The organism is Frigoribacterium sp. NBH87, assembly GCF_014217665.1.
GTDB lineage: Bacteria > Actinomycetota > Actinomycetes > Actinomycetales > Microbacteriaceae > Frigoribacterium > Frigoribacterium endophyticum.
Genome location: NZ_CP043650.1, coordinates 2,638,751 through 2,651,199 on the forward strand (window position 1 = coordinate 2,638,751; position 12,449 = coordinate 2,651,199).

The 12,449-nt window shown below is 74.2% G+C and carries 16 protein-coding genes; 9 read left to right on the forward strand and 7 right to left on the reverse strand.

Annotated elements, in window-relative coordinates:
• Positions 1-34: 34 nt before the first annotated feature.
• On the reverse strand, positions 35-832 hold the full coding sequence (locus F1C15_RS12375; protein WP_185231516.1) for a hypothetical protein: 798 nt from the start codon (positions 830-832) through the stop codon (positions 35-37).
• 129 nt (positions 833-961) lie between these two features.
• On the opposite strand from F1C15_RS12375, the gene F1C15_RS12380 reads away from it, so the two are divergent.
• The 4 genes from F1C15_RS12380 to F1C15_RS12395 are packed head-to-tail and all read left to right on the forward strand — an operon-like array spanning position 962 to position 4,137.
• Positions 962-1,768, forward strand: coding sequence for a phosphatase PAP2 family protein (locus tag F1C15_RS12380; RefSeq protein WP_185231518.1), 807 nt, complete (start codon positions 962-964; stop codon positions 1,766-1,768).
• Entirely contained in the window at positions 1,765-2,421 is a 657-nt protein-coding gene (locus F1C15_RS12385; RefSeq protein WP_255465248.1) for a DedA family protein, read from the forward strand. Before F1C15_RS12380 ends, F1C15_RS12385 begins: the two co-directional genes overlap by 4 nt.
• Positions 2,408-3,079, forward strand: coding sequence for a response regulator transcription factor (locus F1C15_RS12390; RefSeq protein ID WP_185231520.1), 672 nt, complete (start codon positions 2,408-2,410; stop codon positions 3,077-3,079). The genes F1C15_RS12385 and F1C15_RS12390 overlap by 14 nt, the downstream gene beginning before the upstream one ends.
• Complete coding sequence (locus tag F1C15_RS12395) at positions 3,076-4,137, forward strand: HAMP domain-containing sensor histidine kinase (protein WP_185231522.1); 1,062 nt, start codon at positions 3,076-3,078, stop codon at positions 4,135-4,137. The genes F1C15_RS12390 and F1C15_RS12395 overlap by 4 nt, the downstream gene beginning before the upstream one ends.
• A 42-nt stretch (positions 4,138-4,179) precedes the next feature.
• Here the strand turns inward: F1C15_RS12395 and F1C15_RS12400 are convergent, their stop codons facing one another.
• Positions 4,180-4,941: an SDR family NAD(P)-dependent oxidoreductase gene (locus tag F1C15_RS12400; RefSeq protein WP_185231524.1), complete on the reverse strand. Its 762-nt coding sequence runs from the start codon at positions 4,939-4,941 to the stop codon at positions 4,180-4,182.
• A gap of 102 nt (positions 4,942-5,043) precedes the next feature.
• On the opposite strand from F1C15_RS12400, the gene F1C15_RS12405 reads away from it, so the two are divergent.
• Entirely contained in the window at positions 5,044-5,907 is an 864-nt protein-coding gene (locus tag F1C15_RS12405) for a helix-turn-helix domain-containing protein (RefSeq protein WP_185231526.1), read from the forward strand.
• Positions 5,908-6,190: 283 nt separating this feature from the next.
• Positions 6,191-6,340, forward strand: a complete 150-nt coding sequence (locus F1C15_RS12410; RefSeq protein ID WP_156369883.1) for a hypothetical protein — start codon at positions 6,191-6,193, stop codon at positions 6,338-6,340.
• Positions 6,341-6,540: 200 nt separating this feature from the next.
• On the opposite strand, the gene F1C15_RS12415 is transcribed toward F1C15_RS12410, so the two are convergent.
• Positions 6,541-7,206 (reverse strand): TetR/AcrR family transcriptional regulator, encoded by a 666-nt coding sequence (locus F1C15_RS12415; protein WP_056052528.1) that lies wholly within the window; start codon positions 7,204-7,206, stop codon positions 6,541-6,543.
• Positions 7,207-7,334: 128 nt separating this feature from the next.
• Positions 7,335-7,937, reverse strand: a complete 603-nt coding sequence (locus F1C15_RS12420) for a TetR/AcrR family transcriptional regulator (RefSeq protein WP_056052533.1) — start codon at positions 7,935-7,937, stop codon at positions 7,335-7,337.
• A 238-nt stretch (positions 7,938-8,175) separates the two neighbouring features.
• Between F1C15_RS12420 and F1C15_RS12425 the strand changes: the two genes are divergently transcribed.
• Positions 8,176-8,457: a DUF4190 domain-containing protein gene (locus tag F1C15_RS12425; RefSeq protein ID WP_185231528.1), complete on the forward strand. Its 282-nt coding sequence runs from the start codon at positions 8,176-8,178 to the stop codon at positions 8,455-8,457.
• Positions 8,458-8,571: 114 nt separating this feature from the next.
• On the opposite strand, the gene F1C15_RS12430 is transcribed toward F1C15_RS12425, so the two are convergent.
• From F1C15_RS12430 to F1C15_RS12440, 3 genes are all read right to left on the reverse strand, one after another.
• Positions 8,572-8,730 carry a hypothetical protein gene (locus tag F1C15_RS12430; protein ID WP_185231530.1) on the reverse strand — a complete coding sequence of 53 codons (159 nt, stop codon included), beginning with the start codon at positions 8,728-8,730 and terminating at the stop codon, positions 8,572-8,574.
• A gap of 173 nt (positions 8,731-8,903) precedes the next feature.
• A complete protein-coding gene (locus tag F1C15_RS12435) occupies positions 8,904-9,335 on the reverse strand; it encodes a hypothetical protein (RefSeq protein ID WP_056052539.1) in 432 nt (143 codons plus the stop codon).
• A 57-nt stretch (positions 9,336-9,392) separates the two neighbouring features.
• On the reverse strand, positions 9,393-10,346 hold the full coding sequence (locus F1C15_RS12440; protein ID WP_185231532.1) for a helix-turn-helix domain-containing protein: 954 nt from the start codon (positions 10,344-10,346) through the stop codon (positions 9,393-9,395).
• Positions 10,347-10,589: 243 nt separating this feature from the next.
• Here F1C15_RS12440 and nadE point away from each other — a divergent pair, with 243 nt between their 5' ends.
• Together nadE and F1C15_RS12450 are read left to right on the forward strand one after the other, a co-directional pair.
• Positions 10,590-11,417: an ammonia-dependent NAD(+) synthetase gene (gene nadE / locus F1C15_RS12445; protein WP_185231539.1), complete on the forward strand. Its 828-nt coding sequence runs from the start codon at positions 10,590-10,592 to the stop codon at positions 11,415-11,417.
• A gap of 151 nt (positions 11,418-11,568) precedes the next feature.
• Positions 11,569-12,417, forward strand: a complete 849-nt coding sequence (locus F1C15_RS12450) for an alpha/beta fold hydrolase (RefSeq protein ID WP_185231541.1) — start codon at positions 11,569-11,571, stop codon at positions 12,415-12,417.
• Positions 12,418-12,449: the final 32 nt, after the last annotated feature.

A 12,449-nucleotide genomic window follows, 5' to 3' on the forward strand; every position in this document is an offset into this window, starting at 1 on the left:
GTGCTTCTCTCTCGAGGGGGTGGAGGAACGGGGGTCAGACGCGGAGGGCGGGCTGAGCCGGTCGCCGTACAGTGAGGACGACGACCAGGGCTGCGATGGCCAGGAGGAACACGACGCTCGTGACCGTCGAGCCGAGGCCGAGCCCGCCGTCGCCCACCGGCTGCGACAGGAAGTCCCCGACGGAGGCGCCGAGCGGGCGGGTGAGGACGTACGCGGCCCAGAAGGCGAGCACCGACCCGACGCCGGGGAACCGGTGCGCCAGGGCGACGACGGCGATGGCCGCGGCGAACAGCAGCGCCGAGGGCAGGTAGCCGAGGGCCAGCTGTTCGCCGAGGAGGTCGCCGACCGCGGTGCCGAGCGCGAACGTCATCAGCACGGCTGCCCAGTAGAACGACTCGCGACGGGGCGTCGTCACCTCGTGGATCGAGAGGGTGCCCTCGGCGCGGTGCCAGACGGCGAACACGGCGGCCAGCGCCACCGCGAAGACGGCCGTCGAGACCCAGAGGTCGACGCCGAGCGAGTCGGTCAGCGTGTCGGTGAGGAGGGTGCCGACGACGCTGATCAGCACGACCGCGAGCCAGTAGACGACCGGGACGTAGGCCCGCGCCCGGAACTGCACCACGAGCGCCGCGACGAGCAGGGCCGCCATCACGACGCTCGTCACGGTGAGCCCGAGCCCGAGGCCGTCGGCGAGGAAGTCGGCGAACGTCTCGCCGACGGTGGTGCAGAGCACCTTGATCACCCAGAACGCGAGGGTGATCTCGGGGACCTTGCTCAGCAGGGCCCGGCGCTCGAGGGCCGTGGCCCCGCTCGGGACAGCGCGTGTCGTCATGCCACCACGGTCGGGGGTCGCCTCCCAGGAACCCCCCAGAAGCCACCGAGGGCCCGCGTCGAGGAGGCGCGCGGCCGGTCGGCAGGGCGTCTGGGCGGTTCCTGGGACGGTGGCGCGGAGCCTGCGTGCATGACCGTCCTGCACCGCCCGCCCTCGCCGGCGCTCCCTCGCGGCCGCACCGCGCCTCCTCTCTTCCCGGCCGTCCGCGCCGTCATCCACGACCGAACATGGGCCGTGGGGGGCGCGACGGGCATCACCGGCGTCGTCGTCGCCGGGCTGCTGATCACGTCCGGAGCCGGCGGCGTGAGCGAGGTCGACCTCGACCTCGTCCAGCACGTGAGCCGCGCGCACCTTCCCGTGCTCGACGAGGCCGCGCTGCTCGTCGACCGGCTGTTCGGGCCCCAGCTCGGGGCCGCCCTCGTGCTGCTGCTGACCGTCGCGGTGTGGGTCGTGAGCCGTCGAGCGGCCGCGGCCCTGACGGTCCTGGGCGTCGCCGTCGGTCCGTGGGCCGCGGCCGAGCTGGTCAAGCTCGTCGTGCAGCGCGATCGGCCCGACCCGGGGCTCCTCGCCGACCCGTTGATCGTCGAGCCGCACTCCTTCTCGTTCCCCAGCGGGCACACGGCCCTCGCGACCGGGCTCGCGCTGGCGATCGTGCTGCTCGCAGCGGGGCAGCGCCGCGCTCTGGTCGTCATCGTGACCGGCGCGGCATCGGCTGCGGTGGCGGTCGTCGGGCTGTCGCGCGTCTGGGTGGGCGTGCACTACCCGAGCGACACCGTCGCGTCGGTCGCGCTCGGCTGCTCGGTCGTCGCGCTGGCCCTCCCGTCGTGGCTGCGCCTCCTCGACCACCTCGACGACCGCCGCGGCGCCGCCCCGCCCGTCGGGCCGTCGGCACCGAACTCCCCCACGACCACCGACCCAGGACGGACCCGCGCGTGAGCATCCTCGACCCCCAGACCCTCCTCGCCGGCATGGGCCCCTGGGCCCTCGGTGGCCTGTCGCTGATGATCTTCGTCGAGTCGGGCCTGCTCTTCCCCTTCCTGCCCGGCGACTCCCTGCTGGTCACCGCGGGCCTGCTGCACCAGAGCCTCGGCCTGAGCGTCGCCATCATCGCGCTGTGCGCGTTCCTCGCCGCGGCGGCCGGCGACCAGGTCGGGTTCTTCCTCGGCCACCGCTTCGGGCGCCGCTGGTTCCGCCCCGACGCCCGCGTGCTGAAGACGGCGCACCTCGAGCAGGCCGAGGCGTTCTTCGAGCGCCACGGCGGCGCGGCGCTCGTCCTCGGCCGGTTCGTGCCCGTCGTCCGCACCTTCGTGCCCCTCGCCGCCGGCACCAGCGGGTACCCCTACCGGAGGTTCGTGGTCTGGAACCTCACCGGGGCGTTCCTGTGGGCCGTCGGCATGACGGTGCTCGGATCCCTGCTGGGTGGCCTACCGTTCGTGGCGGACCACATCGACCTGCTCGCCGTCGGGCTGGTCGTCGTGTCGGTGCTGCCGATCGTGGTCACGGCCCTCCGGCGTTCGCACGCCGCCCGGGCCGAGGAGCGAGCCACGGCGACGACGAGAGGCGAGGAGGCGGCGGGTGACCGGTCCTGACACGCGCCCGCGCCTCCTGCTGGTCGAGGACGACCCGCAGCTCGGCCCCATCGTGGCCGAGGTGCTCGGCGAGGCCTGGCAGGTCGACCTCGTCGCCGACGGCCGGCGGGGCCTCGACGCCGCCCGCGCCGGCGGGCACGCCGTGCTGGTCGTCGACCGCCGCCTCCCGGGGCTCGACGGCACCGAGCTGGTCGCGGCCCTCCGTCGTGAGCACGTGACGACGCCGGTGCTGATGCTGACGGCCCTCGGCACCACGGCCGACCGCGTGGCCGGGCTCGACGGCGGTGCCGACGACTACCTCGTCAAGCCCTTCGAGTTCGACGAGCTCCTCGCCCGGCTGCGCGCCCTCACCCGCTCCTTCGCCGTCGAGGAGCGCTGGCTCGACATCGGCGAGGCGCGGCTCTGGCCCGAGAGCCGCATCGTCGTCACGCCCTGGGCGAGCCGGGTCGTGCTGAGCGAGCGCGAGTGCGCCCTGCTCGCCGAGCTGGCCCGTCGGCCCGACCACACCTTCGACCGGGCGGACCTGCTCGCCCGGGTGTTCCCGCACGGGGAGCAGCTCGGCACCGTCGACACGTACGTCAGCTACCTGCGGCGCAAGATCGACCGCGACGTCGTGCTCACCGTGCGGGGGAGCGGCTACCGGGTGGGGGCGCTGTGAGCGCGCGACGCCGTGCGGGCGGCACCGCCACCGACCCCGAGTCCGAGGCCCTGCAGGCCGCCGCCCGGTCGATCGGGCGGCAGATCGTGCTCGTCTCCGCGCTCGTCGTCGTGGGGGCCCTCGCGCTCACGATCGCGTGGGTGCTGCACCAGACCGTGCCCCGGGAGCGGCTCGAGCAGGCCGTGGCCGCGGGCCGGGGCGAGATCTTCGTCTCCGCCACCGACGTCGTGGCGGGCCTGGTGGTGCTCGGCCTCGGCGGAGTGGTCTTCGCGGGCCTGGTGACGGTGGTGATCGCCAGGCGTGCCGTCCGGCCGCTCGGCGAGGCGCTCCGCCTCCAGCGGCAGTTCGTCGCCGACGCGAGCCACGAGCTGCGAACGCCCCTCGCGGTGCTCGACGCCCGGCTGCAGGCGCTCCAGCGGGCGATCGCCGGAGGCGCGGCGACGGCCGACGAGCGGGTCACGACCGACCTCGCGAGGCTGCGCGACGACTCCCGGGCCCTCGTCGACATCGTCGGCGACCTGCTCGAGGCGGCGGGGCGCGACCCGTCCGAGGCGGCGCCCGCCGAGCCCGTGGTCGTCGACGACGTCGTCGAGGACGTGCTCCGGTCGATGTCCGTGCTGGCCGAGGAGCGCGGCGTCGCCCTGCAGTACGACGGGGCGGCCGCCGCTCGCGTCCCCGTGCCGCCCGCGAGCCTGCGGCGGGCCGTGCTGGCCCTGGTCGACAATGCGCTGAGCCACGCCCCGACCGGGTCGACGGTCACCGTGGCCACGCGTCTCGACGGCGGCGCGGCGGTGCTGTCGGTCACGGACGGCGGCAGGGGCATCACGGGCATCGACCCGGCGCGGGTCTTCGACCGGTTCGCGAGGGCGGAACCGCCGGCGACGGCCGCACCGGCCACAGCTGCCGGAGGCCGGGGCCCCCGCCCGAGCTTCGGCATCGGCCTCGCGCTCGTCCGCGAGATCGCCCTCCGCCACGGCGGCAGCGTCCGGGTGGCCGCGACGGGCGCAACCGGGACGACGCTCGAGCTGGCCCTGCCCGTCGCGACGACCTCCGACTAGGCGAGGCACAGGACCACGCGGCCCGGCCCGGGAGGGCGCCGCCTAGAACGGCGCGACGCCCGAGCGGTCGATGAACGTGCCGGTCGGCCCCTGACCGCCGCGGGTCGCGAGCTCGACCACGGCGTCGGTGCCCTCGGTCACCGTCTGGTGGCCGCTGTTGCCGTTGAGGTCGGTGGCCGTGTAGCCGGGGTCGGCGGCGTTGACGCGGATCTCGGGCAGGGCCTTCGCGTACTGCACCGTCAGCATCGTGACGGCCGCCTTCGACGCCGTGTAGAGCGGCGCGACGACGGTCGACTCGATGCGGTCGGCGTCGTGCACCGCCGTGAACGACCCGAGGCCGCTCGTCACGTTGACGATGGTCGGGGCCGACGAGCGGCGGAGCAGCGGCAGGAAGGCCGTCGTCGTGCGCACGATGCTCGCGACGTTGGTGTCGAGCACCTCGAGGGCGTCGGCCCCGGTGAGCTGGTCGGGCGAGGAGTGCGACCCGGTGATGCCCGCGTTGTTCACGAGGACGTCGAGGCCGCCGGCCGCGGCGATCGTCTCGGCGGCGGCGGCGACCGAGGCGTCGTCGGTCACGTCGAGCTGCACGAAGCGGGCGCCGAGCTCGTCGGCGGTGGTGCGGCCCCTGGCCTCGTCGCGGGCGCCGATCCAGACCGTGTGGCCGGCCTCGAGGAGGCGGCGGGCGGTCTCGCGCCCCAGCCCCTTGTTGCCCCCGGTGACGAGGGTGGTCGTGGTCGCGGCGGTGTCGGCGGAGGTGGTGTCGGGGGAGGGGGCGGTGCCCGTGGCGGGCGTGTCGTTCGTCATGACCCGAGTCTCCGCCCCGCCCCCGACGCGCTGCCAGGCCCGCCGCGTCGGGAGGACTCGCAGTACCACCCCGCCGGCCCTCGGCGCTGCGAGACTGACGAGGTGGACACCCCTGCCGGCGACCTCGGCGCGCTGCTGCGCGCGTGGCGCGACCGCCTCTCGCCCGTCGACGTCGGCCTGCCCGCCGGCGACCAGCGCCGGGCCGCGGGCCTGCGGCGGGAGGAGCTCGCCGCGCTCGCGGGCCTCAGCGTCGACTACGTCGTGCGGCTCGAGCAGGGCCGGGCGCAGCACCCGTCGGCACAGGTCGCCGCGGCGCTGGCGCGGGCCCTCCAGCTGAGCGACGCCGAGCGCGACCACCTGTTCGTGCTCGCGGGCCTCGTGCCGCCCTCGCCCGCCACCGTGCCCGAGCACGTGCCGCCGGGGGTGCAGCGGCTGATCGCGCGGCTCGGCGAGACGCCGCTCGCGGTCTTCACCGCCTCCTGGGACCTGCTCAGCTACAGCCCTCTCTGGGGCCGCCTCTTCGGCGAGCCCGTGGGCGAGGGCGGCGAGCGGCCGAACCTGCTGCGGTCGTGGTTCGGCGGCACCGGCGCGATCACGCCGGGCGAGCGCGTCGAGCACGGGCGCGACGGCGGCATCCGGGCGTTCGAGGCCTCGCTCGTCGCCGACCTGCGGCGCGTGCACGGCCGCTACCCGGGCGACCCTCGCGTGCGACGCCTGATGGACGACATGACCGCCGTGAGCGACACCTTCCGCGAGCTCTGGAGCACCGGCGCCGTCGGCGAGCACGTCTCCGAGCGCAAGGTGATCCGCCACCCGGTCGTGGGCGACGTCGAGCTCGACTGCGACGTGCTCACCGTGGCGGGCACCGACCTGCGCCTCGTCGCCTACACGGCCGCGACCGGCTCGCCCGCGGCCGCCGCCCTCGACTTCCTCCGCGTCTCCGCGGTCACGGCCGACGCCCGCTGAGGCGCCCCCGGCCGCGTCCCGCGCTCCGTGGTGCTGTACCCCGGCGCGCACGGCTCGTCGCCGCCCCGCAGCCGACCGGTCGACGACCGCCCGTGGCCCTGTCCCCCGAACGGGAAACGCGGGCGTCTGTCCGATTCACGCAACTAGCTAGACCGTCTAGCTGTTGGGTGTCATGATCGTCCCGTACCGGTTCACGGCGGTACGCGGCCCTGGCGACAGGGCCGACCACCCGGTCACCACGGTCACCGACGGCAGCGCAGGGCTGCCAGAGACGAGCAGCACCATGAGCCTCATCCACGGCAGCAGGAGCCCCTTCTCCGAGATCCGCGACGCGGATCGTCAGATCACGCTCCTCGTCATCGCCACGTCGGCGCTGGCGACCTGCGGCACCGCGATCGCCGGCATGCTCGTCGTCCTCGGCGCCGGCGCGTGACCGCCTCCGTCGCGATGGTCGACCACCTCGACCTCCCGATGACCGAGCCCCTCGACCTGGCGGAGCTCTTCACGAGCGACGCCGCCTGACGCACCCGCGTCGCCCCGGTCCGTACCAGCCGCCCACGTCGTGGGGGGCCGACGAGGGCCACGTGCAGAGCCTCCCCCGGGAGGCTCTCCGCACGTCCGGGGGCGGCCGGGTCAGGCCGCGCCGACCAGCGCCAGGTCGTCGAGGTCCCAGGTGGGCGCTGCATAGGGGCGGCCCCACCCGTCCCGGAGCCGCGTGACGGCACGGTCGTAGGCGTCGAGGAGGTCCATGCGCGGCCGCACCATCGACTGCAGCTGCAGCCCCTCGTAGAGGGCGAGCAGCTGCTCCGCGCCGCGGGCCGGCGCCATGGTCGCGGGCTCGCGCCCGAGCTCGACGTCTCGGCGCAGGCCCTCGGCGACCATCCGGTGGAACCGGCTCCAGTCGCCCTGCAGCAGCTCGGAGAGCGGGTGCCCGGGAGTCGCGGCCACGTTGACGAGGGAGCTCAGCAACCGCATCAGCGACGGGTCCTCGATGTTCGACTGCACGATGCGGCGCAGGAAGAGCACGGTGCCGTGCGACGCCATGACCGGGAGGAGCGGAGAGGTGCGCTCGGCCGTCCAGCGGTCGACGGCCGCGAGCAGCAGGCCGTTCCAGTCGGGGAAGTGCGCGGTGACCGCCTCCAGGGGCAGCCCCGCGGTCTCGGCCACCGCCTCCAGCGTGGTCTCGTGGAAGGCCCGGTGCCGGAAGGTCTCGATGGCGGCGGCCACGACGCTGCGGCGCAGCTCGACGTGGGCCGACTCGGCGTAGAAGTCGTCGGGGGAGGCGTTCTGGTCGTTCACGACAGCAATGTCACCAGAGCTGCGCGGCCCTGACGAGTCCCCGTTCTGGGGAAGGCCCGGGGAGGCGCGAGGTGCGTCGGTCTGCTGCAGCGCGGGCCGAGGGCGGTCGCCTCAGCCGCGCCGCGCGGTCACCACGAGCAGGTGATCTCCGCGAGGGCGTGGTCGAAGGCCGTCGTCGGCTCGAAGCCGGGGCGCAGCAGCATCTGCAGCTGGAGGCCCTCGAACAGCGCGATGAGGGTCGTCGCGAGCGCCTTGACGTCGACACCGGCGGGCACGACGCCCTCGGTCACGTCGAAGGCGAGCCCCTGCTGCACCATGGTGTGGAAGTCGCAGTACCGGTCGCGGAGGTAGAGCGACGCGAGGTGTCCGGGGTCGGTGCCCTCGACCGCGAGCGACAGCAGCGTGCGGGAGAGCGCGGGGTGTTGGGCGCTGTAGGCGACCAGCCCGCGCATGAAGCCGAGCGTGGCGCCGCCGGCGGTCTCGCGGGCGACCTGCTCGAAGCGGTCCTGGTTCCAGCGGTCGAGGGCCGCGAGCACGAGGCCGAGCCACGACGGGAAGTGGCGACGGACGGCGGCGACGCTCGTCTGGGCGGTCTGGGCGACGTCCTCGAAGCTCGTCCCGGCGTACCCGAGGCGCTCGAGCGTCTCGACGGTCGCGACGACGACGTCCTTGCGGTCGGCGACGGCGAGGTCGAAGGCGCTCGGATCAGGGGCGGTCGTCTCGATCGTCACGGTTCTCCTCGAGGGGTGGTGGGGTCCTCGGCCTCAGCTTGTCGGGGTCGGCCGCCGCCTGCCACGCCCCCTTCGGGGGCGGAGGGAGCCGCACCGTCGGGGGCTCCGGCGTGCCCTGTGGAGAGAGCGCGCCCCGCCTCGTGCCCGCTGCTACGGTGAGGGCGCTCGGTTCCGGGGGGATCCACGACCGGACGAGCAGCTGCCCTGCTCCGTTCCATCGACTCCTCAGGAGAGAACCATGACCACCCCCCAGCCCTACGGCGCCCCCGGCGCCCCCGCACAGACCGACAAGACCAACGTCCTCGCCATCGTCGGCATCATCCTCGCCTTCTTCGTGCCCCTCGTCGGCGTGATCCTCGGCTTCGTCGCGCGCTCGCAGATCAAGCGCACCGGCGAGAAGGGCAGCGGCCTCGCGCTGGCCGCGATCATCATCGGCCTCGCGATCATCGTGATCTACGTGATCGGCGTCATCGTCTTCAGCGTCGCCGCGGCGAACTCGGGCATGACCACGACCTACTAGGTCGAGCACGCAAGCCGGCCCACGGCCGGACTGCAGGAGGCGCGGTGAGCGATCACCCCGCCTCCTCGCGGTCCTGGGGCTCGTCCGTCGTGCCGCGCCGAGACGCCCGAACGCTCAGGCGGCCCCGAGGGCGACGAGCATCCCGGCCACGAGCATGCCGCAGGCCGACACCGCCGACGTCGCGACGACCAGGAGCGTCGTGCGACGCTCGGCCTCCCGCACCTCCGAGAAGGGCGAGGCCTCGGCGAACGGAGACTGTCGGAGGATGCTCATGGCGGTTCTCGTTCCTGACGGCCCTGCGCCGTCGTCCGTACCGGGCCCCGCGGGGCCGCATCGCCGTGAATCGATGCGCATGCATACTCACACACGGATAGCTAGATCGCCTAGCTACACCCGCTAGAGGTCGCGTTGAGCGGACAGGGCCCGCGACCAGCGGACCGTGACGGTCAGGAGGCCGGGCCGAGCAGCACCGCGAGCATCGTCGCGGCCGAGCCGACGAGGAAGATCGCGGTGCCGAACTGCATCGTCTTCGTCTTGTTGCGGTCGGAGACCGGCACGCTCACCTCGAGGATGGGGCAGCCCGACCAGCCGATCAGGCCGAGGCTCAGCGCCACGGCGCCGGCGCCGACCCAGAACAGCACCTCGCCGGGCGTCGACAGGAGCTCCGGCCGCCAGCCCGAGAGCAGCACCGCCGCGAACGCCACGGCCACGGCCACCACGCCGCCGACGAACCACAGCGTGCCCGTCCACATGATCCGCTGCAGGTTCTCGACCGGGCCCATCAGGTCGCGCCCGCCGGGCAGCGGGGGCTGGCCGACCGTGGGGGCGGAGTCGGGCGAGGAGGCGGGGGTGCGGGGGGTCGGGTCGGTGTCGTTCACCCCCCTACGCTGCCACTGATCGCGCCGGAACGTGCACACGACGCACGTCTCCGTGCGTCAGCGCTGCAGCGTCGCGCTCGGGTACTCGCCGAAGCGCTCGCGGTACGTGCCCGAGAACCGGCCCAGGTGGCCGAAGCCCCACCGGCGGGCCACGTCGGCCACGGTCGCCCGCCGGGGGTCGAGCTCGGCGAGCTCGGCCCGGGCCCGGTCGAGGCGGACGGTGCGGAGGTAGAGCGTCGGCGTGGTGTCGAGGTGGCGGGCGAACGCCGCCTGCAGCCCGCGGCTGCTGAGGCCGACCGCGGCTGCGGCGTCCGCCACGGCGATCGGCTCGTGCGCGTGGTCGCGGAGGTACTCGACGGCGCGGCGGAGGCGCGAGCCGGAGGCCACCAGGGCGAGGGGCGACGACGCGCCCGCCTCGTGGGGGAAGGTGTCGAGCACGGCCAGGGCGAGGTGCCGGTCGGCCTCCGACCGGGTCAGCAGCGGGGTCGCCGCGTCGAGCAGCAGGGGCGTCGTGGCCGCCAGCACGCGGCGCCACCGGGCGAGGGCGTCCCGGCCCGGCTCGGCGGCGTGGTGGAAGAGCAGGCGCCCGGGCTCGACGCCCTCGTGCTCGGCGGCCAGGCCCTCGAGGTAGCCGCCGTCGAGGTGGACGAGGTTCTGCCGGTAGTCGGCGTAGTCGAACTCGTACGCCCGGGTGGGCGCGACGTGCGGCACGTGCAGCGTCTGGACCGTCTCGTCGCGCCCCACGTCGGTCACGCCGTGGCCCTCGTGCAGCCACGAGACGATGTACTCGCGCGTCTCCTCCGCGACGCCGTGGGCGGTGCCGCGGAACTCCGACGTGCGGAGCGTGACGACCGCGTCGCCCGCCGAGGTGTAGCGGTACGAGAACGGGCCGTCGCCGTGCTCGAGCTGGAAGCCGTCGCCCGGGTAGGCCGTCTCGTAGAGCAGGCGCGCCTCGTCGAGGTCGCGACCGTCCGTGGCCGACCTCGTCATCGAGCCGTCTGCGTCATCCATCCCGACCCCGATCCTGGCACGGCCCGGGCCGTCCTCCCATCCACGTCTGCCACGATCGGTCCGACCGACCCCGACCGGCAGGAGCCGACCCATGGACAACGCCCAGATCGCCACCTTCTTCACCGTGCTCATCAGCGCCGTCACGGTCGCGGGCCTCGGCCTCGTGGTCGCGTCGTTCGTGGCCATGGGCTCCTCGAAGTAGGGCCCCGCGCAGCTGTCGGGCGTCGTGGCTACTCTCGACGCATGAGACCGCTGCAGCAGACCATCATCGCCGAGCTCGCCGTCGCCCCGCAGATCGACCCCGCCACCGAGGTCGAGACGCGCGTGGCCTTCCTCCGTGACTACCTGGAGACCACCGGCGCCGCGGGCTTCGTGCTCGCGGTCAGCGGCGGTCAGGACAGCACGCTCGCCGGTCGTCTCTGCCAGCTCGCCGTGGAGGGCGTGCGCCGCGACGGCGGCGAGGCCGAGCTCGTCACGGTCCGCATGCCCTACAAGGTGCAGGCCGACGAAGACGACGCGCAGCTCGCGCTCGGCTTCATCGACGGCGCCGACGGCCTGGTCGTGAACATCCAGGGCGGTGTCGACGGCACCGCCGGCGACGTCGCCGACGCCCTCGGGGCGCCCGTCAGCGACTTCGCGAAGGGCAACGTCAAGGCCCGCACCCGCATGGTGGCCCAGTACGCGATCGCGGGCGAGCGCGGCCTGCTCGTCGTGGGCACCGACCACGCGGCCGAGGCGCTGACCGGCTTCTTCACGAAGTACGGCGACGGCGGTGTCGACCTCACGCCGCTCACCGGGCTCAGCAAGGGCCAGGGCGCCGCCCTCCTCCGGCACCTCGGCGCGCCGGCCCGCCTCTACGAGAAGGCGCCGACGGCCGACCTGCTCGACGAGACGCCCGGCCAGACCGACGAGGCGAACCTCGGCCTCACCTACGCCGACATCGACGCGTACCTCGAGGGGCGCGACGTCGACGACGCGACGGCCGAGCTGATCGAGCAGCGCTACCTCGCCACCGAGCACAAGCGCCGCGTGCCGGCCACGCCGCACGACACCTGGTGGCGCCGGGCCTGAGCCCGCGTCGGCTCCCCCCACCGGCTCCCCGCCCCGCGGGGCGGTCCGGGGAGCGCGCCGGTCGGTGCGCTCCCCGGACACCCTCCGGTCGCTCCCAGGGTGCGGGGCCAGTGTCGGGATCACATCCGACACGACACGAAGGAAGGCAGCCATGCCCACCATCACCGTCCCCTCCGCCACCGGCCCCGAGGTCGAGCTCCACTACGAAGACGTCGGCAGCGGCGCGCCCGTCGTCCTGATCCACGGCTGGCCCCTCAGCGGCCGTTCGTGGGAGGGCCAGGTGCCCGCGCTCGTCGAGGCCGGCCACCGGGTCGTCACGTACGACCGCCGGGGCTTCGGCCAGTCGTCGCAGCCGTGGGACGGCTACGACTACGACACCTTCGCGGCCGACCTCGAGGCCGTGCTCGACGCCCTCGACCTGCACGACGTGACGCTGATCGGCTTCTCGATGGGCGGCGGCGAGCTGGCCCGCTACGTGAGCACCTACGGCCAGGGCCGCATCGCGAAGCTCGTCTTCGCCAGCGCCGTGCCGCCGTACCTGTACAAGAGCGACGACAACCCCGAGGGCGGCGTCGACGACGACCTCGCCGCGTGGTTCCACGACGGCATCGTGGGCGACCGCCCCGCCTTCCTGGAGGAGTTCGTCCGCATGTTCTTCACCGCCGGCAAGCCCTCGCTGCTCAACGGCCCGAAGGTCAGCGACGCCCAGATCGCCTACAACGTGGCCATCGCCGAGATGGCGTCGCCCAAGGGCACGCTCGACTGCACCGTCGCGTTCGCGACCACCGACTTCCGCGACGACCTCACGAAGATCACCGTGCCGACGCTCGTCATCCACGGCGACTCCGACAACACGGTGCCGTTCGAGGTCAGCGGCGCGCGCACCCACGCGGCGATCGCGGGCAGCGAGCTCGTCGTGATCGAGGGCGGCCCGCACGGCGTCACCGTCTCGCACAAGGACGAGTGGAACCGCCACGTGCTGGCGTTCCTGGCCAAGTAGGCCCTCCTGCACGACCCGGCCCGCGCCTCCTC